At 57.2% G+C, this 19,489-nt stretch carries 18 protein-coding genes; 7 read left to right on the plus strand and 11 right to left on the minus strand.

The genetic code is table 11. The features are described from left to right. Positions 1-2: 2 nt before the first annotated feature. Complete coding sequence (locus tag B0E51_RS06655; protein ID WP_077444113.1) at positions 3-1,013, minus strand: SDR family oxidoreductase; 1,011 nt, start codon at positions 1,011-1,013, stop codon at positions 3-5. Positions 1,014-1,174: 161 nt separating this feature from the next. On the opposite strand from B0E51_RS06655, the gene B0E51_RS06660 reads away from it, so the two are divergent. Together B0E51_RS06660 and B0E51_RS06665 are read left to right on the plus strand one after the other, a co-directional pair. Further along, complete coding sequence (locus B0E51_RS06660; RefSeq protein ID WP_077444114.1) at positions 1,175-1,666, plus strand: DUF6496 domain-containing protein; 492 nt, start codon at positions 1,175-1,177, stop codon at positions 1,664-1,666. Between the two features lie 30 nt (positions 1,667-1,696). Then, a complete protein-coding gene (locus B0E51_RS06665) occupies positions 1,697-2,626 on the plus strand; it encodes a Ku protein (RefSeq protein WP_077444115.1) in 930 nt (309 codons plus the stop codon). Between the two features lie 126 nt (positions 2,627-2,752). Here B0E51_RS06665 and B0E51_RS06670 read toward each other — a convergent pair whose 3' ends face one another. Both B0E51_RS06670 and B0E51_RS06675 read right to left on the minus strand, forming a co-directional pair. Continuing rightward, the gene (locus B0E51_RS06670) at positions 2,753-3,208 is read right to left on the minus strand and encodes a PA2169 family four-helix-bundle protein (RefSeq protein ID WP_077444116.1); all 456 of its coding nucleotides are present in this window, start codon (positions 3,206-3,208) and stop codon (positions 2,753-2,755) included. A 344-nt stretch (positions 3,209-3,552) separates the two neighbouring features. Next, the gene (locus B0E51_RS06675; protein ID WP_077444349.1) at positions 3,553-4,392 is read right to left on the minus strand and encodes a DUF72 domain-containing protein; all 840 of its coding nucleotides are present in this window, start codon (positions 4,390-4,392) and stop codon (positions 3,553-3,555) included. 187 nt (positions 4,393-4,579) lie between these two features. Here B0E51_RS06675 and B0E51_RS06680 point away from each other — a divergent pair, with 187 nt between their 5' ends. Then, a complete protein-coding gene (locus B0E51_RS06680) occupies positions 4,580-6,598 on the plus strand; it encodes a PAS domain-containing sensor histidine kinase (RefSeq protein ID WP_077444117.1) in 2,019 nt (672 codons plus the stop codon). Positions 6,599-6,626: 28 nt separating this feature from the next. On the opposite strand, the gene B0E51_RS06685 is transcribed toward B0E51_RS06680, so the two are convergent. The 5 genes from B0E51_RS06685 to B0E51_RS06695 form a co-directional block, all read right to left on the minus strand. Beyond that, positions 6,627-7,007, minus strand: a complete 381-nt coding sequence (locus B0E51_RS06685; RefSeq protein WP_077444118.1) for a response regulator — start codon at positions 7,005-7,007, stop codon at positions 6,627-6,629. A gap of 152 nt (positions 7,008-7,159) precedes the next feature. Beyond that, a complete protein-coding gene (locus B0E51_RS06690; protein WP_077444119.1) occupies positions 7,160-7,630 on the minus strand; it encodes a GFA family protein in 471 nt (156 codons plus the stop codon). Next, on the minus strand, positions 7,627-7,752 hold the full coding sequence (locus tag B0E51_RS19815) for a hypothetical protein (RefSeq protein WP_256364103.1): 126 nt from the start codon (positions 7,750-7,752) through the stop codon (positions 7,627-7,629). Before B0E51_RS19815 ends, B0E51_RS06690 begins: the two co-directional genes overlap by 4 nt. Positions 7,753-8,880: 1,128 nt before the next feature. Beyond that, the gene (locus tag B0E51_RS19140) at positions 8,881-9,084 is read right to left on the minus strand and encodes a hypothetical protein (RefSeq protein WP_143525815.1); all 204 of its coding nucleotides are present in this window, start codon (positions 9,082-9,084) and stop codon (positions 8,881-8,883) included. A 102-nt stretch (positions 9,085-9,186) separates the two neighbouring features. After that, complete coding sequence (locus B0E51_RS06695) at positions 9,187-9,339, minus strand: DUF3309 family protein (protein WP_217333086.1); 153 nt, start codon at positions 9,337-9,339, stop codon at positions 9,187-9,189. Between the two features lie 178 nt (positions 9,340-9,517). Between B0E51_RS06695 and B0E51_RS06700 the strand changes: the two genes are divergently transcribed. Continuing rightward, positions 9,518-9,889: a DUF1161 domain-containing protein gene (locus B0E51_RS06700; protein ID WP_077444121.1), complete on the plus strand. Its 372-nt coding sequence runs from the start codon at positions 9,518-9,520 to the stop codon at positions 9,887-9,889. Between the two features lie 119 nt (positions 9,890-10,008). Here the strand turns inward: B0E51_RS06700 and B0E51_RS06705 are convergent, their stop codons facing one another. Continuing rightward, positions 10,009-11,892 carry a KUP/HAK/KT family potassium transporter gene (locus B0E51_RS06705; protein ID WP_077444122.1) on the minus strand — a complete coding sequence of 628 codons (1,884 nt, stop codon included), beginning with the start codon at positions 11,890-11,892 and terminating at the stop codon, positions 10,009-10,011. A gap of 90 nt (positions 11,893-11,982) precedes the next feature. Between B0E51_RS06705 and B0E51_RS06710 the strand changes: the two genes are divergently transcribed. Then, a complete protein-coding gene (locus B0E51_RS06710) occupies positions 11,983-13,032 on the plus strand; it encodes a porin family protein (RefSeq protein ID WP_254424436.1) in 1,050 nt (349 codons plus the stop codon). Between the two features lie 110 nt (positions 13,033-13,142). Then, the gene (locus B0E51_RS06715) at positions 13,143-13,556 is read left to right on the plus strand and encodes a hypothetical protein (protein WP_217333076.1); all 414 of its coding nucleotides are present in this window, start codon (positions 13,143-13,145) and stop codon (positions 13,554-13,556) included. Between the two features lie 444 nt (positions 13,557-14,000). Here the strand turns inward: B0E51_RS06715 and B0E51_RS06720 are convergent, their stop codons facing one another. Further along, a complete protein-coding gene (locus B0E51_RS06720; protein WP_168172587.1) occupies positions 14,001-16,991 on the minus strand; it encodes a sensor histidine kinase in 2,991 nt (996 codons plus the stop codon). Between the two features lie 400 nt (positions 16,992-17,391). After that, positions 17,392-17,988: a response regulator transcription factor gene (locus tag B0E51_RS06725; protein ID WP_256364104.1), complete on the minus strand. Its 597-nt coding sequence runs from the start codon at positions 17,986-17,988 to the stop codon at positions 17,392-17,394. Between the two features lie 668 nt (positions 17,989-18,656). On the opposite strand from B0E51_RS06725, the gene B0E51_RS06730 reads away from it, so the two are divergent. Then, the gene (locus tag B0E51_RS06730; protein WP_077444127.1) at positions 18,657-19,475 is read left to right on the plus strand and encodes an alpha/beta hydrolase; all 819 of its coding nucleotides are present in this window, start codon (positions 18,657-18,659) and stop codon (positions 19,473-19,475) included. Positions 19,476-19,489: the final 14 nt, after the last annotated feature.

Here is a 19,489-nt window from a genome sequence, read left to right on the forward strand (position 1 = left end):
GGTCAGCTGGTCGGGCCGCCCATTACGGGCAAGACCGCGCCGGAGATGTAACTGGCACAGGACGGCGCAGCCAGGAAGACATAGGCCGGTGCCAGTTCTTCCGGTTGTGCCGGACGGCCCATGGTGCTGGACTTGCCGAACTCGCGCACCCGATCCGGCGGCTGGTCGGCAGGATTCAGCGGCGTCCACACGGGGCCGGGCGCGACGGCATTCACGCGGATGCCGCGCGATACCATGTTCGATGCCAGTGCCTTGGTGAATGCATGGATGCCACCTTTGGTCATCGAATAGTCGAGCAGCTTGTCGTTACCGAACAGCCCGGTTTCCGATCCGGTATCGATGATCGAGCAGCCGCTGCCGAGATGAGGCGACGCGGCCTTGACCATATGGAAATAGCCGTAGAGGTTGGTTTGCAGGGTTTCGTTGAAGTGCGCCTCGGTGATGTCTTCGATCGAGTCGGCGTGCTCCTGGAACGCCGCATTGTTGACCAACACAGAAAGCTTCCCGAACTCTTTTACCGTTTTCGCGACCGCCTCCTGGCAGAACGCAGGATCCCTGACGTCGCCGCGGATCAGCAGACAACGCTGGCCCTCGCCTTCGACGTGGTCTTGGGTTTCCCTTGCATCCACGTCCTCGCTCAGGTAAACGATCGCGACGTCAGCGCCTTCACGCGCGAAAAGCACGGCCACGGCTCGGCCGATTCCCGAATCGCCACCAGTAATCAGAGCGGTCATGCCGGCCAGCTTGCCGCTGCCCATGTAGCTGGGAGCAAGGAACTGTGGTCGAGGATCGAGATCCTGTTCAATGCCCGGCTTCCGCAGATGCTGCTCTGGCAGTGGGTTTTCCAGATGCTTGCGCCCAGTCCCTGCAGCGAGGCCTTGCTTCAACGAAGTCTTGGCTGGTGCGGCCTTCGTCTTCTTTCTACGTTGCTCGTCGTGGTCCGTTGCGGCTTGGATAGCGCGTTGCCGCTTGACGGTTGCGCCGGTGCGCGACGCGTGTTTGCTGTTGGGCATGGCTATAGCACTCCGTGATCGTGAGCGATTGACGGTTCCGATGACGTTAGCGAATGGATCGTGCGCCCAGAGTGAAGCGTTCATGATCTCTGGGTGTATTTGACAACTCGTCGACACCACTAGGGGAATAGTCGGTTACCCCCTGCCCAAGGAGCACTGTCATGCCCGAGAAGAAGACCCAACGTGCCGCCAGCAAGGACAAAAAAGAAGGTAAATCGCCGAGCACCCAGGCAGGCGAATACGTGCACGAAGAGATCGAACATGTGCGCAAGGGAAAGCACGGTGCTCGCTCGACTAAGCAGGCGATTGCCATCGGGCTGTCGAAAGCGCGCCGCGCCGGGGTGAAGGTGCCACCCAGCAAGACCGCCAGCAAGTCGACCAAGAAAAAGGCTGCGCAAGACGAGGACGCTTCGCGCCATCCCCACAAGCCTGCAGCTAAGCGTTCGAGAGCGACCACCAAAGCTCTCAAGAAGGAGGGTCACAGCGCTACTTCAAAGTCTGCGCTGTCCTCTCACGCGAAAAAGAGTGCTTCGAAACGAACGGCCAGCTCGCGTTCCGCGGCTGCCAAGAAGGCTGCCCACACCAAGGGGACGGCGGCCCGTTCGGCGGCGGCGAAGAAGGCAGCCAAGACCCGCGCAAAGAAAGCATCCTGATTGATCTTCATCACTTTAAGGAGCTGAGGCATGGCGCGCCCCATCTGGACAGGAACACTTTCGTTTGGCCTGCTCAACGTGCCTGTTTCGTTAATGCCCGGCGAGCGCAGCGTTGATCTGCATTTCCGTATGCTTGACAGTCGCAGCAATACGCCGATTCGCTACGAACGTGTCAACGCGGAAACAGGCGAGGAAGTGCCTTGGAAGGAGATCGTCAAGGCGTTCGAATACGAGAAAGGAAGCTACGTCATTCTGGAGCCTGAAGACATCAAATCGGCCGCTTCGGAGGGCCGCGAGGCGGTCGAGGTCGAGGCCTTTGTCGATAAAGATTCGATTGGGCCGGAATATTTCGAGAAGCCCTACGTACTTGTACCAGGCAAGAAGGCGGAGAAAGGCTACGTGCTCTTCCGCGAGACGCTCAAGCGCACTGGCAAGGTAGGCATTGCGCGCGTGGTTATCCGCACACGTGAATACCTGTCGGCGGTGATGCCGAAAGGAGACGCGCTGATGCTTATGCTGCTGCGCTATCCCCAGGAGTTAGTGGATGCAGGAGACTACAAAATCCCCGAAGGCGCAGCGTCAAAGCACCGCATCTCACCGAAAGAAATGCAGATGGCCGAGCAATTGATCGATTCGATGAGTGGCGACTGGGTACCCGATGACTACCGCGACGAGTTTCGCAGCCGCCTGCGCAAAGTGATCGAGAAGCGGCTCAAGTCCAAAGGGGTGGTTAAGCCACCAGCCGACGATGAAGCGGATATGCCCGAAAACGCGACCACCAATGTGGTGGATTTCATGGCGTTGCTGCAGAAAAGTCTTGCCAGCAAGAAACGTACACCTGCAAAGAGGGAACTAGCAAAATCGACGCGCAAGGTGGCTGCAAAGAAGGCTTCGGTAGCGAAAAAGGTGACTGCGAAAAGAGCGTCCAAGAAGCGGGCCCCGGCACGTAGTGCAGGCTGAAACAATCGGCGCGATCAATTTTTCGGTGCGCGGGCGTCGTCACATACCAGTGGCTTGCACAGCATCTTATTAAAGAGCGCGCAAGCCGAATGAGACTGCTCGCTTGTTCCTTGAGTGCGAAGACCGTTATTTGCCAGCATGCATGGCTTTCTTGATATCTCTCATCTGGTTGTGCCCATTACGCACCGATATATAAGCCATCGCAATGGCGGACATGATTGCCGGGGAGATCTCCGTATCCTTCATCGCATCCTCGAACTTGGCCTTGATGTGATCCTCGCCGCGTTCGACCTCGTCCACTACGGCCGTATTGTTCTTCGAAGTGAGGCTGGCACGTAGGTTCACGAACATGCGATGCGCCGAAGCGAGCACGGTGCCTTCATCTTCGGGTTCACCGCCAATGGCGCGAACACACTTCTGCAACGTAGACGCAGTTGCGCTGCGCTCGGTGGCGCGCGACGTAAAAAGCGAAATCAGCAGCGCGCTCTTGGCGTCCTTGGCTGCTTCTGCGTAACCATCCGCGCTGTCCAAGGTGGTTTCGATGAGGCTGTTCAGCGTGTTGATGTCGTGATCTTTGCTCATGTAATGCTCTCCTAGAGATCCTAATCGTGGATCCAGGTTGGGCTGGAAATTGGCGCGCGATCAGTAAATGACATCTAACGTGATGACGATGGCATGGACTTGTTTAGCGGCTGCATGCAGTTAATGAGGCCAGCGCGTGTCCGTGTCTTGGTGAGAGAGGTTGCATCGAAACCCAGCCTGAGTCGAGATGCGGCATCCATGCGTTCGTTGATGCGAAAGCTACCGAACATCAGTGGATATGCACGGCGAACGGGTCTGGCAATTCGAGCTTCGCAATGCCTCAATGCGTTGCCCTAGTAGGCGTTGCATGTCGACCTTTGTGTTGCCTTCCGCGCGCCGGATCCCTATGGACGGCCTTCCGACATGGTTCTCTCCGACGTCGTCAGGAACACTACGTGATCCGTGATGCCGATCGAAGGTGAACATCGGGTGGAGGATTCGCCGACTCCCAAGTAGCCGATCATATCCAGCGCGTTGGACGTGGCATGTCCCAGCGCAGTGTTGTCGAAGATGCACCAGCGCCGGCCGGTATGCAGCACGGGCCGGCGTAGTTTGAGAGAAATCCTGCGCAGCGTCGTGTCGGGGTAGCTGTCGTAATAAACTCGAGGCGAGCCGTGCAGACGCAGGTATTGCGTAGCCGGATCACCGGATGGCACCGCTGCCGCTGATAAGCATGCTGGATCGGCGGCGACGCGGCTGATGCCTTGATCTTTCAGTTGGCGGTTTACCGTTCGCACAAACCATGAGGCATGCCGCGGTTCACAGGCCACGGGTCCTTGATGCAGACGACGCAACATCTCAAAAAAGGGAAGCGCTACCGACCCGGAGTATTTGAGGCTTGGAGGCAGCTGCAGCAATAGACAACCGAGCTTGGCACCGAGCCCATGAACCTCTTCCAGAAACCTCTGCAGTTCCGTGCCGCATTCGGAAAGCCGTGCTTGGTGGCTGATGCTCCTTGGCATCTTCACTGCGAAGCGGAAATCGTCAGGTACCGACGCCGCCCACCGGGCATATGTAGTGGACTGATGTGAACGGTAGAACGATGAGTTGATTTCTACTCCATTGAATACCTGCGCGTATCGCTGCAGGTGGCTACCATCCTCCGGAAATGTTTCCGAGAACGCCTTCGGAACAGCCCATCCTGCACAGCCTACGTAGATCAGCGGCTGGATTGTTGGCTGCATACTAGCTTGAAGTGATAGGGGGAGTTTCGCGGTCAAGGCGAACGTCATTAGTTGATGGCTGTAACGTGGTGGCAGCGTGGTTAGACGCACGTGAATTCCGTGTCATTCTCTTCACGCTTCGCGAGCGACGCTTTATCGCGAGGGCACGATTCTTCTTTTAGAAAGCCATGCCCCATATGGGGACGATATGTTCAGAAAAGATAACGATACCCTCAAAAAGCTTGCCCCTGAGCGCACGCGCGATACGGAGGTGGCCGTCATGGACCTGCATCGCAGCGAGCGCAATTTTGCGTTGCTCGTGGGCAGCATCGTCGACTACGCGATCTACATGCTCGATCCCGAGGGCAATATCACCAACTGGAATCGCGGGGCTGAGCGGATCAAGGGCTACCAGGCCAAGGAGATCGTGGGGAAGAATTTTTCATGTTTTTACACGGCGGAAGATCGCGCGCAGAACCTGCCTGCGCGGGCGCTGGCCACCGCTCTGCGGGAGGGTCGGTATGAGGCCGAAGGCTGGCGCGTGCGCAAGGATGGCAGCCGCTTCTGGGCGAGCGTGGTCATCGACCCCATCTTTGATGAGGGCAGCTTGATCGGTTTCGCCAAGATTACCCGGGACGCCACCGAGCGTAGGCAGAATGAGATCGCGTTGATAGAAAGCGAGCGCCAGTCGCGCGGCATCATCGATACGGCGCCCGATGGTTTCGTGCAATTGGATGAAACGGGTTGCATCCTGGAATGGAATCCGCGCGCCCGGATGATGTTCGGCTGGTCGCGAGAGGAAGCTGTAGGGTGCCGGTTGATCGACCTCGTAGCGCCCCCCGAGGATCGCGTGCGATTTGCTGAGTACCTGCCACCGAGCCTGAATGTCGCGCTCTCTCCTGGTGACGGCAAGCAGGTTGGGGCGGTCTCGCGGGAAGGACAGAAGCTTATTGTGGAGTTGAGTATTAGCGTGCTGGTCATGAATGATGGGCAACGATTCAACGTCTTCATGCGAGATCTGACCGAAAAGGTTCTCATCGAGGCGCAATTGAGGCAGGCGCAGAAAATGGAGGCTGTAGGTCAACTGACGGGTGGGCTCGCTCATGATTTTAACAATCTCCTGCAGGGCATCATCGGTTCGCTTGACCTGATCCAGCTACGCATTAACGCTGGCCGCAGCGCGGATATCGGTCGCTTCGTCGCAGGAGCGTTGGCATCGGCCAATCGGGCCGCTGCACTGACCCATCGATTGCTGGCGTTTTCGCGGCAGCAGCCGCTCGATCCCAAGCCGATCAATGTAAATCCGTTAATCGCCTCCATGGAAGACCTATTGCGAAGAACCATGGGCGAGCAGATCCAACTCGAGTTCGATCTGGCCACAGACTTGTGGTCGACGTTATGCGACTCCAACCAGCTGGAAAGTGCGTTATTGAATTTGTCGATCAACGCTCGCGATGCCATGCCAGCGGGTGGGCGCCTGATCGTCTGCTCGCACAACGAGAATATTGATCTGACGAGGGCGGCCAAGTTACGCGATTTGGTCTGTGGTCAGTACATCTGCATCGATGTCACCGACACCGGTACCGGAATGCCACAGGAGGTCATTGAGCGTGCCTTTGACCCATTCTTCACCACCAAGCCCGCGGGGCAGGGCACCGGTCTTGGACTGTCCATGGTGTATGGGTTCGCGCGCCAGTCGAACGGCCACTGCGAGATCCGCAGCAAGCCCGGCCTCGGCTCCATGATCCGGCTATACCTGCCTCGACATGAGGTCGAGATTCAAGCACCGTTACCCGAGCCTGCATTACGCAGTCCGATTGGACGGGGCGAAATGGTACTAGTCGTCGAAGACGAACCGGTGGTGCGGAATATCGTTCTCGAAGTGTTGAACCAGCTGGGATACCAGGCGATCGAAGCCACTAGCGGCGAGTCCGCACTAGAGGTTCTGGGCTCGGGGCAGGCCATCGACCTGCTGATTTCCGATATCGGCCTGCCAGGTTTGAACGGTCGATTGCTTGCCGATGCAGCCAAACAACTCCATCCCGACATCAAGGTCCTGCTGATGACCGGATATGCCGCGAGCGCTGCGCCGGCTGGTGGTTTCCTCGCGCCCGGCATGGAGCTGATCACCAAACCGTTCACCGTCCAGACCCTCGCGTTGCGGATACGCGAAATGATTGAAAATACCGCACATGGTATCCGCCGCCGTACTGATCAGCTTGCGTAACGCCTGGTGATCTCCTGAGCGACTGTCGTCAGAGGCCTGGTGGCGATGCCGGCATATCCAGCAGTTCCCGCATGATCTCGTCCAGCACTTGCACGCTGAACGGTTTGAGGACGAAGCGCATCTGCGGGAATTCCGCTCTCAGCTCTGGCTGATGCCTGCCTGACACCACCACAAACGGGACTCCGCGAGTAGCGAGGGCAAGCACGACCGGGTGGGCACTTTCGCCGCGCAACCCCATGTCAACGACAGCAGCATCAATATCACTGGCCTCAAGTTCGGCAACGGCATCGAACAGGCTGAGATTGACCAGGGTTTCCAGTCCCATGCTCCGCAAGGTGTCTTCCACCATCATGGCGACGACCGGGTCGTCCTCCACGATCAGTACGCGCCGCGTTTGGGGTGGCAACATCTGCTTTGCTCCGGTCGAAGGCGACCTGTTCGAGTCTATGCTGTTCGGCACCCCAAGAGGGGATTCGACAGGTATCCACAGACGCCTTCCATGTGCTGACTGAATCGGCACATGGCGCTGTTCAGCGGGTACGAGAGTTGGATAGGCTCAGCTCACGAAATCTCCGATGATGTTGGCTGCGGGCCTGGAAGGCGGCAGCAGGTATCACTCATCGAGCCAGCGATGACGGCCGCCGCCGGTTGGATAAAGTCTTTGTCCGCGTTCTCGCTGATGTCAGTCCAAGGCAGTCGGCTCTCGAGGCTTGCGTGACGGAGCGGCACAAGATCGGCAGCTCGTTCGAAAGTGCCGACCATTAGCCCAAGCCGGTGCTCCCCGTCGTAGTGAAGTAGCAAGGGTGTACCGCAGTCGGCGCAGAAACCGCGCTGTGCGGTACTTGAGGAGCGCAGAATCTTCGGCCGCCCATGGGTCCACAGCACGTCGCCCAAGTCGAACCATGCCAATATGGCAAAGGCGCTGCCGGTGGCGCGCTGGCACATCCTGCAATGGCAATAGTGCACGTCGATCGCCGGTCCCTCGGCCTTGAACTGGACACGCCCGCAGAGGCAACTGCCCAAGTAAGTCATGGCAGCCCTTGGTGACGCATAGAAGTCCCCGGTGCTGCAGCAAGCGCAGCATCACCATTAAGCAGATCCTGCCATTTCAGTGCTAAGCCTTTGCGATAACCCTTCTTGTCCAGTTTGGTCATGTCCGTGTCTTGTGTCTGCTTGAAACGTATCCATTTTTTTAGCCTGCGAACTCTTCCGTACGGCTTGCAATGGGTAACGATAATCAAACGATGTGAAGGCAAAGTCACCGGATGGCAGATTCGGGGGTAAGGCATTTCGTCTCACGCATGCATTGCATAAAAATCACGTCGGCTCGGCGCGCGTCCACCGACGATAGGCTTCCCACGTGCGAGGAGCCGTCATGAATATTGCTGCCGACCAGTGCATGGGTGACTCTGGCAATAGGACGCCAGATCCAGTGCCACCTACCTTTCCCGATCCGACAAATCCCGATCCACCCGCGCCGGAGTTACCCCCTGTGGGTCCGCACGATCCGGGTAAATCTGAGCCGCAAGCGGTCCTTCGTGTTGGCGGTCGCAAGGTCATATACGCATGAGTGGAACCGCGAACAAAGACAATCGCCGACGGCTGCTCGGGTACTTGTCAGCCGACTCGGACAAGTTCGCTTGCACATGCGAAGCAACATGCCAGCCGGACTGCAAGGGTGAGTGTGGCTGTGAAGCGTGCGCACTGGCATGGCTGGTCCATCAGGATGAGAGCGCGCTATGGGGTAACGATGGTGAGCTCTCAAACATGCCCGTTCCCGAGGTCAGCTCAAAACAGGCAGTGGTGGATCCGCGGCAGCTGCGGTTCGTATTCATGCCTGAGCAGGCGGAGCGAAAAAGGATATTTTCAATGGAGCGCATGATGTCGCACAAACGCAATCAATCCATCGGAGATTCAAAGGTGTCTGACCAGAATGAAAAGACGCATCGCCATTCATCATCAGTTCCACCGGTTTTCGATACGCACCACGATTGGACGCCCGAGCCCCTCGAATGGCAAAAGGACCGGCCAGACGCAGGCAACAGGAAGCGCAGGCCAGCTCGATCGAGTGAAGGGTCGAAGGATCACAGCAACAAGCGACACTGACACGTGATAGCGGCAGCTGACGTCAAAATAGAATGTCTTGGTTGAATATAAGAGCGCATTCAAACGCAGAGAATGAAGTGCGTCGATGGACTTGGACCAAAATCTGCTGGTCGTTTACTTGATGGCCCATCATCTCTCTTTTTCGATTCGATGATGCCCTTTGTTTTGTCAGATCCTCAGGACTTTCCAGGCTTGGATTTGGCATCCGGAGCCTTGTTCTTTCTAATGCTGCCTTTGCCGGACTGCTTTTCATGATCACGGGAATCCGCGATTTCCTGACGATGGCGCGTATTTCTCGTAATGAGTTCGTCGCTTGGCTGATCGAACTTTCCGCCTGGCTTCTGCTTCCGGCTCGTACTGACATCATTCGTATTGGTCATATCACTATTCCAAACTCTATTCGAAAACGGGCAAGGAGGGGCGGGCGCTCATTGATGGTGTTCGCGAAGCTTCACCGAATGGCACGCCTCACCAGTCATGCTTTAGATGACGTGGAGCAACAGCAGTACGATGACGATGAGGAGGACGAGACCCAGGCCACCCGTCGGGCGATAACCCCATGAACGGCTATAGCCCCATGTGGGAAGCGCACCGATCAACAGCAGCACCAGAATGATGATAAGCAGCAAGGAAATAGACATGGCAGTGTCCTTTTCGTCAGATACGATGAAAGATGATGAGCCAAAGCAAGGCTGGCAATGGACGAATCTTCGCGCAGAATTTCGATCTTGAACGTTCACGCGACAGATGCACGGTAATGAATCGACGGTGCACGAACCGTCAATATAGACAATCACCCAAAGGGAAAAGCCCATGAACAAGTGTTTCGGAATTGCCGTACTGCTGCTGGCGCTGCCAATGATGGCCCATGCATCCTGCGATGCTGTGAAATCCAGTATCGATGCCAAGATCAAGGCCAACGGTGTATCTGGTTATACGCTCGATGTCGTGTCGGCCGATCAGGCCGATGCAGGCGGTAGCGTGGTTGGCCAATGCGAAGGCAGCAAGAAGATCGTCTATACACGCGGAAGCGCAGATAAATCGGACAACACCGCACCTGCCGATGCCAGCAGCGCGCCGACAAACACATCCAAATGGCATCATGCCATGAAGAAGCCAGCCACCCAGGTGGATAAAAGCGATACGCCTTCCCAGCCTGCGTCGGCGGCTTCCAGCGGCGGTTGAGTCTCTGGCGTTGCCGGTTCGATTCACTGGCCTCCGACAGGGGGCCTTTTCCGTTTGGGCATCTCGATACAGTGCGGTCGGCACCTTTCGATCAGCCGCTGGCCGCTTCACGGTCGGGCTCAGAGGTCGATTTTCGTACCTATCTCGATCAACTGCCGCGGAGGTATGCCGTAGTAGGTCGTCGCAGGCATGGCATTGCGCGTCATATAGGCAAACAGTGCCTTGCGCCAACGGCTCATCTGAGCCTTCTCGGTAACGACCACCTTGTCGCGACCGATAAAGTAGGTGAGCTTGTCCGGATCCAGGCCAGGTTCGATCCCGATCGCCCTGAGCCGTTCAGGCACATCGATATACTCCGCGAAGCCGAAACGCAGCACAATTTGATAGAACTCCCCGCCAAGCTTCGACACTTCACTGCGCAGGCCGGATTCGACATGGGACGTGTCGACATCCGCATCCACATGCAAGATCAGGTTACGCCGGTGCAACACCTGGTTGTGCTTGAGATTCTGCAGCAACGCCTGTGGCACCCATTCATGGCTTGCCGTAAGGAATACGGCGATGCCATCGGCGCGCAGCGGTGAATCCTCTGTCATTCTCGAAATGAACTCGTCAAGGTTCTCGCCTTCGGCATGCAGCCGCTGCAGCAGCAGTTCGCGGCCGCGGCGCCATGTGCTCATCACCAGAAGCGCCGCCGCTGCCAGAAGAAGCGGGAACCAGCCGCCGTCGACAATCTTGAGCATGTTTGCGGAGAAAAACGCCGCATCGATGGTCAGAAAAACCAGGCCGAAGACGAGCAGACGAGGAATGTTCCATCGCCAATTTCGCCAGGCCACCACCAACATCAGCACCGTGGTCAGCAGCATCGTGCCGCTGACGGCTATGCCGTAGGCTCCGCCGAGATTTCCCGACGAGCGGAACAGCAGTACCGCGGCCATCACCGCGGCGAACAGCATGAAGTTTACGGTTGGAAGATAGATCTGGCCTTCCATTTCGCTGGAGGTATGCAGCACTCTCGCACGGGGCAGGTAACCCAGCTGGATGCCTTGGCGTACCATCGAGAATGATCCGGAGATCACGGCTTGAGAGGCGATGACCGTCGCACACGCGGCCAGGCTAATCATCGGATAGAGCAGCGCGTGTGGCACGAGCAGATAGAACGGGTTGCTGGCAGCCTTGGGATTCATCAACAGCAATGCGCCTTGTCCGAAGTAATTCAGCAGCAGCGCGGGTAGTGCCAGGACAAACCAGGCCAGACGGATTGGCGCTTCACCAAAATGACCGATGTCTGCGTAGAGCGCTTCCGCACCGGTGAGGACGAGCACAACCGCTCCCAGAGACGCGAAGCCCCTGAAGCCATTGTGCGCCATATAGAGCAACGCGTATTTCGGGTTTGCCGCCGCCAGCACGGTGGGGTGGCGCAGTATGACAGCCGCGCCGAGCGCGGCGATGGCGAGTAGCCACAGGGCCATCACCGGACCGAATACATGGCCTAAAAGAGAGCTGCCGTGTCGTTGAAGCAGAAACAGGCCGATCAGAATGCCAGCGGCGATCGGGAGCACCCAGGGTTTCAAGGCGGACGTGGCAACCTGCAGACCTTCCACTGCGGATAGCACCGAGATTGCCGGCGTGATGACGCTGTCGCCGAAGAAAAGCGCCGCGCCGGCGAGTCCGATCATGATCATCGCTCTGGTCAGACGTCGGTATTCGCGCGTCGCTCCACGCGCTAAAGCGCCCAGCGCCATCATGCCGCCTTCGCCATGGTTATTGGCGTGCATTACGAAGAGAACATATTTTCCGGTGACGATCACCAGCAGCGCATACAGGCATAGCGAAAGCAGGCCGAGGACATTGGCCGCCGTCGGAGCCATGCCTTGCTCGTTGAATCCCTGTTGCAGTGCGTAGAGCGGGCTGGTGGCAATGTCACCGAAGACCACACCGATGGCTGCCAGCGCAAGCAGCGGGAGGGGAGGTTTGTCTTTCCGCGCGCGGTCAATAGTCATGGAAAGGCGGCGGCCTGGGCGAGCGACCATTCTTCGTGTGAATCGACAAGGTCTGGCGATGCAGACTCCTAGGACCGGCGTGAATGCGATGTGGTGATTCGCTTGCCAGACGACGGTCATTGGCAGCGCAAGCCAGGTTGCCAAGAACGTACGAAGATCGTCGATTCGCGTGGCGACGAAACGATGTCGCAGGTATTCCGCAAATCCGTGTCATCGCATGTGATGACGAAGAGAGGATTTTTCCACAGAACTTCCACAACGTCTTGCATAAATTGCGATGCACTTACGCTGATCGATACGGAAACGCCCATGAACCCTTCGAAATTCCGCCTGTGCCGCCGTTATTTGTTGACCGCGCCCCTTCTTCTGGCCAGCACGGCGTCGTTTGCTGATGTATCACCGGCCCTTGATCGCTTCGATCTTTCACTCGGCGCCTATTACGCCAACACGAGTACTACGATCGGTGCCAGCGACAAGAGCGGTCAGTACACGGGCAACGTGAATCTCGAGCGCGATCTTGGCTTCGAGGACCATAAGACGGTGCCGCGGGTGAAGCTGGACTTTCTCCTCGGGGATCATCAGGGCTTTTCATTCGACTATTTCAGCCTCAATCGTTCGAGGGCCAAGACGCTCAGCGACGACATCAGCTATGGCGGCAACGAATACGACGCATCGGCTTCGGTTCATGGCAAGTTGAATTTCGATTTCGGTAGCGCGGCGTACCGTTGGTGGTTCGGCAGCGGAAGCGATGTCTTCGGACTAGGTATCGGTGCAGCCTATTATCGAGTGGGTGCTGGCATCAGCGGCACAGCCACACTGGACGGCGAGAGCGCCCAAGCCTCAACCAGCTACGACGAAACTGCCGGGGCGCCTCTGCTGCAGCTGGGCTGGCGTCATGCCTTCAACGACAATCTGCGCATGTATTTCGACGCTTCGGGCGTCAAGAAAAACGGTGGCAACCTCAATGGCCATATCTACAATGCGGCCCTTGGTCTGGAGTGGTATCCCTGGAAGAACGTCGGATTTGGCGCAGAATATGCGTACACGCGCATCAGGCTCAACGACGATCGGGATGACTACAACGCGAATCTTGACTTGAAGCTGCATGGCCCTTCGGCGTTCGTGAAATTCCGCTTCTGAGCATTTAGCGAGTACTTGAACTGTTGCTAAAGGCGGCCTAGACGGGTCACGACGAATTGACGTGGCCAGGCGGACTATGACCACTGGTCTGAATACGTGAGGAGGATGTCATGAACAGATTTCAGTGTTTTGCTATGGCCGTTCTCACCGGAGCCTGCTTTACCGCGGCGACCATTCCCAAAGCAGAAGCTCAAGTCGTAGTCGGCGTCGGTGTTGCTCCTGACTGCCCTTATGGTTATTACGACTACGCGCCATATCCCTGCGCTCCTTACGGCTACTATGGCCCGGAATGGTTTACGGATGGCATCTTCATTGGTGTGGGTCCATGGTTTCATGGTCGTCGCGATTTTCATGGCCACGTAGACAACCGTTTCGATGTGCATCGCGGATACAGAGGCCCTCTGCCGAATCGAGGCGAAAGACCCACCGCGACACAACGCCCGGGTCGAATCGCCAACTTCAGAGGGAATGAAATGCGCGATGGGCGTGGCCACGTAGGTGGTGGCGAGGAAAGAAGCCACTGAGGATGCGGTTACACTGACGCACAGTGCTTCAGTTAGTCGATTCATCCGAGCCAGCTTCTCTCAGGAAGCTGGCTTTTTTACTTTTAAGTGTGATAACAGTCTGGATATCTTTCAAATTAGCATCGCATTTAAGAAGTTGCGATAACTTCGCCTTGCAGTAGGAAGTACCGCCTTTGGACGAGTCCAGGCGATTAGGTCAGGTTATCGAGGGTAGGGCGGGCGTCTGCTTCCGACCGAGGCTGTGTGAAAACGCAAATGTGCGTTTGAGGTTGATCAAGAATTGCTCAAATCATGGCGCGTAGATTCAGTTCTGAAGCTCTGACGTTCGGTAGTTTGTCCAGAATTCGCGTAGCAGGCACATGCTTGAGGGCAGCTCTGCGCTTTCACACAGCCTGGGCCGAATCCGGACATGTCCACTCGCTCGGAATCCCCGTAAAAAACTAATCAGTGCCGCGTGTACGCCTGCCGCCGCGGCACAATCAGAGTCACCTTGGTCCCAGTAGCAGTATTGCATTCGATTTTGCACATTCCTCCAATGCGCTCCATGCGTTCGTACAAACCGCGAAGTCCCCAGTGACCTGGAACGCCTCTGTCTTGGACGACTTGTAAATTTATGCCCTTGCCATCGTCGGTGATCTCGACACAGACGCCACTCTTGTCGTAGCGAAGATCAACACAAACGGTTGTTGCGGAGGCGTGATTGAACGCGTTGACAATGGCCTCTCGACCGCTTGCATAGAGCTCATCGATTACCAATGGGTCGACTGCCTTACTGGTGCCGGTCGATGCCACACTGAAGTCTGGCAATGCGTCGCTCTCGAACTCCTGCGCGATCGCCCTGAAAGCGACAGCCAAATCCATGTCATTCATCGGACCGGCCCTCAGCGCATAAACGCGGCCACGTCCCTCAGCCAGAGCCACGCGCGCAAGTTCCAGCGCACTTAGAATTCTTTTCTTTGGATTTCCGTCCGGCAGCTCTCGACTGACGGCGTGCATCTTGAGAACAAGGCCATGAATCGTCTGCAGATAGGTGTCATGCAACTCCCGTGCGATGCGGTCACGCTCCGCATGACGTTCTTCCAGTCGGCGCATCAAGCCTTGGGTCACCTGCCGCAGACGATAGAGATAACCCATCCACATCAGCGCAGCGACAATCGCGGCGCACAAAGCGAAGAACCATGTGGTCTGATAGAACTTGGGATCGATGGCAAAACGGACATCATCAGCGGCGTCAGTCCAAGTATTGTCCTCATTGATCGCTTCGACACGAAACTCGTAGGAACCGGGACCAAGATTGGTGTAGAACGCCTGCCTGCGACCACCGACATCCTGCCAGTCTTTGTCGACGCCGATTAGCTCATAACGGAAGTGGGATCGTGTCGCGTCACTCAAGCCAAGGGCCGTATAGTCGATCTGGATATCGCGCGTGCCAGGTGCCAGGGCGGGCACCGAATCTGGACGATAGGACTTACCACTGACCGTGATTGACCGAATCACGACTTTAGGGTCTTGGTCGGGCGGGAGCTTTTCCGGGTCCATCCATGCGAGGCCGCCATCGCCGGCAAGCCATAAGCGCCCATCGGTTCCCTGGACAAGCGAAGGATTGGGATAGGAGCTCTGAGCCGCGCCAGGCACGCCATTGCGATCGTCGAAGACCCGTATCGCGATCTTGTACTGGGGATCTTTTAAAGCACGCTCTATCTCCCCAGCACCGATGCGCAGTACACCCTTTTGACCGTACAGCCAAACCGACCCGTCCCTGAGCCGCGCCATGCCATTGATATTGGCAAGGACGGATGAGTCAAGCGCCAGGATGCGATGAAATTGACGGCCATCAAACGCGGCCAATCCGTCGGCCCCTCCCAACAACGTAATGCCATCAGGGATGATGTCACCCACGTTGGTGATATCCATTCCTTCATCCCTTGAGTAGCGCGTCAGATGCGGGCCATCAATGACGAATACTTCATGCGGATAGCTAAGCCACAATCTTCCGCGTGCATCGGTTACAGCGCGCCTGTTGCCCTTGTCGGGAAGTTGGTCAAATCCGCCTTTGACAAGCCACCCGCCGCTCTCAAGCCGCGCAATGGGGTGGCGAAGAATGGAAACCCAAAGCTTGCCTTGGCCGTCCCGTGCCATGGCGATGACATCATCTCCCTGGTCAGAGCCAGGAGGTGGCGGGCTGATGGATTCAAATTTTCCGTCGTGGAAACGACGTAGAAGACCACCGCCCGTACCAAGTAGAACGCTATCGTCGACATCGCGATAGGCCGCGGTGGTATCGAGGTCGTAGCCTTGTGCCGGCGTGATCGTCGAGGCAACGTGCCACCATCGATACGGGTGCGCGGATTGAGCCGTCCCAAACCAGATCGATCCATCACGGTCCGGCAGCATCGCGTATGCATAGTCGCCAGCGGCCAGCTTCAGACGAGTCGCAACATTCGGTCGAAACAGTTCCAGGCCTGTTCGCGTCTGCACCCAGACGTTACCCTGGCGATCTTCAAAACCTATGCCTCCGCTGGAGGATGACATCTTTGTCCAGACGGAAGGATCGAGGCTTGTTTCCTTTTCGAGAGACTCACCGAGTGCGAAAAGCACCTTGGAATTCGGTGACGAAGCTCGCCGTATACCGATAACAGAACTCATTACCCAGAAGCCATCGCTTGTGTCGCGCAACGCCCGAAAGTGCGACCCGGAATAGCTAGGTGCTTCCTTCTTCCCGGACATCGCGATGACGATGCTAAGGTAGACATTCCCGTAAGTGCGAAGGGAATGGTTGTCTGCGTCGTTTTCATGAGGGGTGATCCAAGGTGCACTGAACTCAGCGTGTTCGAATGTCGCGCGCCCCTTCGCGAGAGTAAACACTCCTTTGTTACTCAAAACCCAAAGGGTGCCATCGGTATCCAGGCGGATCGAATAGAAGTGATCAGCATCAAGGCCGACACCCTTTCCGATGCGATGCCACTCATCACCCGTGGTTTCATAAACTGCGTCGTCGGAGAAAGACCATATACGCCCGAGTTTGTCTTCCTCGAAACCAAGCAGCTTCGCTGCATCCTTGTTCGGCACTGCCCGCGGTTGATGGACATCCCCAGCCGGCAATACGATGGTGCGGCCAGATCCATACGATAACCACAAGTCACCAGAATTTGTCGAAAAGATCGTACCGATGTCAGAGGCATCCGGTGACGAAATGTCAACCAACTCCGGTGCGACACCGTCGAATCGATAGAGATGGTTTCTCTCCGCCAGCCATATCCAGCCATCAGTGGTCTGAGCAATGCCGGATATGTGGCCAAACGCTCCGTTCTGTTGGGAGAACACAGTCCGGGTAAAGCCATCAAGCTGTTCATCGTTGTTTTGTGCGAGAGCAAGGGCGGGCGCAAGCGCGAACGCGCAAAAAGCCAGAGCTGTGATGCGGATGGCAAGCGTCATGTGGTTTCGTCGCGGCTGAAACATTCAGTCCATACAACCCGTCGATATTCTAGTCTTGCAATCACTTGGACGCGCCATCCTTCGCTCAACCAGCAACCGGCGTTGGATGACAGATTGACCATGCGCCAAGCAGTTCGGGCTGCCCGCACCTGGCAGCACACCAGATTGTCCATGTCTTTCGAGTGACATACGCCGGCCGCGATCTTGCTACGTCTGAAATCCAGGCAGAAGGCCGGTCTCAAGGTGGGGTTGAACGCATGTGGGTTGATGCATCCTGGACCCGGTCATCGACTGCATACGCACCACCGAGTCGTCAGCCATGGCTCTACTTTGGGCAAGTGCGCCCTAGGAATAGGTGCGCTGATCTTGCGACCCAGGGCAGCGGATGCCACCAGACAGGCTATGGATCGATGAAACCGCGGCGCTCGGCGATGGTCACGGCGTGGGTACGGTCGGATGCGCCAAGTTTGGCCAGTATGCTCTTCATGTGGGATTTCACTGTGTCTTCAGCGATGAAGAGGGATTCCGCGATGAGGCGATTGGACATTCCTTCCTTGGCGAGGCGCAGCACATTCAATTCCCGCACGGTAAGGACGGCTGATCCGTGATAGTTCGCAAGCTCGGAGCTGATTTCCGATGCGATGACCTGTCGACCTGAAGCAGCTTTTCGAATGGCGCCTATGATTTCTTCGCTACTGGCTGACTTGAGGAGATAAGAGGTCGCGCCCAGCGTCAAAGCTTGCGTGACACGCGCGTCGCCTGGATAGATAGTGAAGACGACGACTGACGCATTCGGCTGTGACTTCCGAATCGCTGTAAGCGCCTGCAGCCCATCGACGTTGGGCATTTGCAGGTCGAGCAGTGTGACATCAGGACGTAGCGCTGCGTACATCTCGATGGCTTGTGCACCATCAACGGCTTCTCCGATCACGCTCATGTCATTCTCAAGTTCAATCGTGGAACGCAGCCCGTCCCGCATCATCGGGTGGTCATCCACGATTAGGACCCGAACCGGGCTATCGCTGTCCAATACTCGTCCATTCGGCAAATGGGTGCGGAGGGCTTGTCGGCCTGGTGCTGTACCGGATATTTGGAAGGCAAATCGGCTGCTCAACAATCACCCTTCCGGGTGAAATTGATAGCTATTTTGCTCCGATGCTGATCTTTGGCAACCAGGGAGCCTGGCGCGTTGCTCGCCGCTGGTCCTTCGCTATTTATCCAATTGGCTTCATAAGCAAAGCGGAGCTCAGGTCCGCCTCACACACGCCTGCTGCGGCATTCATGATCACTCGATCTGCGAACTCTTGGCGAAAAGCGCTGCTGTCTCCGCGCATCACCCTTTCGAGGGAAATCTGCCCTGACCGCCGTTAAACCGCAAAAACGACACTTTCGGGTGATTCCACCTGGGCTTGGATTGAGGTGATACTCCGATCCGCCGTTGCGACCCTCCTTTGCTCAGCGCCACTAGGAAGCATGATCCAGCATCGGACTGTCGACCTGCCATGGCGCCGCTTCGCTGTGCAGGGAATGGAGCCAACCGAAGTCTTCTCCCAGCTCGAGGTCGCTGGCGGACGCGTCGAAACGTCGAAAGAAGCCGCTGGCAGCATTCTCGATGTCTCGCGGAGCACCAACACTCAAATCAATCTCTTATAGGAGGTACCGGCGATGCCTACGATCAACACTCCGGACGGCGTAAAGATCTTCTACAAGGACTGGGGGACCGGTCAGCCGATCGTCTTCAGCCATGGCTGGCCCCTGTCGGCCGACGACTGGGACGCCCAGATGACGTTTTTCCTTCACCACGGCTACCGGGTGATCGCCCATGACCGGCGCGGGCACGGTCGGTCCGATCAAGTCGGCATCGGTAACGACATGGATCACTGGGTCGCCGACCTCGCTGCACTGACCGAGCACCTCGGTATCCGCGACGCGATCCACATCGGTCACTCCACCGGCGGCGGCGAGGTGGCCCGCTACGTCGCTCGCCACCAGGAGCGGGTCGCCAAGGCAGTGCTGGTGGCCTCGTTGACGCCGAACATGGTGAAAACCGACGCGAACCCAGCCGGTCAGTCGCGGGAGTGGTTCGACGCGGTTAAATCAGGGGTGACTGGAAACCGGTCGGCGTTTTACCGGGCAGTCCCGGAAGGTCCGTTCTATGGATTCAATCGTCCGGGCGCCAAGCCATCTGAGGCGGTGATCGCGAACTGGTGGCGCCAGGGCATGGCCGGTAGCGCCCAGGCCCACTACGAGACCGTCTCCTCCTGGCTGGAGGACTACACCGAAGATCTGAAGAAGATTAGTGTGCCGGTCCTGGTCATGCATGGCGAAGACGATCAGATCGTCCCGTTCGCCAGTTCGGTGCCGCGCGCGGTCGACCTGCTCGCGAACGGTAAGTTGAAGGCATACCCTGGCTTCCCGCATGGCATGCTGACTACGCACGCAGACGTCCTCAATCCCGACCTTCTCGAGTTCATCAAATCCTGACGGGACGCCAGTCC

The organism is Rhodanobacter sp. C05 (genome assembly GCF_002001165.1).
GTDB lineage: Bacteria > Pseudomonadota > Gammaproteobacteria > Xanthomonadales > Rhodanobacteraceae > Rhodanobacter.

Excerpts from the sequence above, each read along its gene's own strand:
- B0E51_RS19815 (WP_256364103.1), bottom strand. The coding sequence starts at position 7,752 with ATGACCAAACTGGACAAGAAGGGTTATCGCAAAGGCTTAGCACTGAAA.
- B0E51_RS06720 (WP_168172587.1), bottom strand. The coding sequence starts at position 16,991 with ATGACGCTTGCCATCCGCATCACAGCTCTGGCTTTTTGCGCGTTCGCG.
- B0E51_RS06700 (WP_077444121.1), top strand. The coding sequence starts at position 9,518 with ATGAACAAGTGTTTCGGAATTGCCGTACTGCTGCTGGCGCTGCCAATG.
- B0E51_RS06680 (WP_077444117.1), top strand. The coding sequence starts at position 4,580 with ATGTTCAGAAAAGATAACGATACCCTCAAAAAGCTTGCCCCTGAGCGC.
- B0E51_RS06675 (WP_077444349.1), bottom strand. The coding sequence starts at position 4,392 with ATGCAGCCAACAATCCAGCCGCTGATCTACGTAGGCTGTGCAGGATGG.
- B0E51_RS06665 (WP_077444115.1), top strand. The coding sequence starts at position 1,697 with ATGGCGCGCCCCATCTGGACAGGAACACTTTCGTTTGGCCTGCTCAAC.
- B0E51_RS06670 (WP_077444116.1), bottom strand. The coding sequence starts at position 3,208 with ATGAGCAAAGATCACGACATCAACACGCTGAACAGCCTCATCGAAACC.
- B0E51_RS06685 (WP_077444118.1), bottom strand. The coding sequence starts at position 7,007 with ATGTTGCCACCCCAAACGCGGCGCGTACTGATCGTGGAGGACGACCCG.
- B0E51_RS06705 (WP_077444122.1), bottom strand. The coding sequence starts at position 11,892 with ATGACTATTGACCGCGCGCGGAAAGACAAACCTCCCCTCCCGCTGCTT.
- B0E51_RS19140 (WP_143525815.1), bottom strand. The coding sequence starts at position 9,084 with ATGACCAATACGAATGATGTCAGTACGAGCCGGAAGCAGAAGCCAGGC.
- B0E51_RS06690 (WP_077444119.1), bottom strand. The coding sequence starts at position 7,630 with ATGACTTACTTGGGCAGTTGCCTCTGCGGGCGTGTCCAGTTCAAGGCC.
- B0E51_RS06655 (WP_077444113.1), bottom strand. The coding sequence starts at position 1,013 with ATGCCCAACAGCAAACACGCGTCGCGCACCGGCGCAACCGTCAAGCGG.
- B0E51_RS06715 (WP_217333076.1), top strand. The coding sequence starts at position 13,143 with ATGAACAGATTTCAGTGTTTTGCTATGGCCGTTCTCACCGGAGCCTGC.
- B0E51_RS06730 (WP_077444127.1), top strand. The coding sequence starts at position 18,657 with ATGCCTACGATCAACACTCCGGACGGCGTAAAGATCTTCTACAAGGAC.
- B0E51_RS06660 (WP_077444114.1), top strand. The coding sequence starts at position 1,175 with ATGCCCGAGAAGAAGACCCAACGTGCCGCCAGCAAGGACAAAAAAGAA.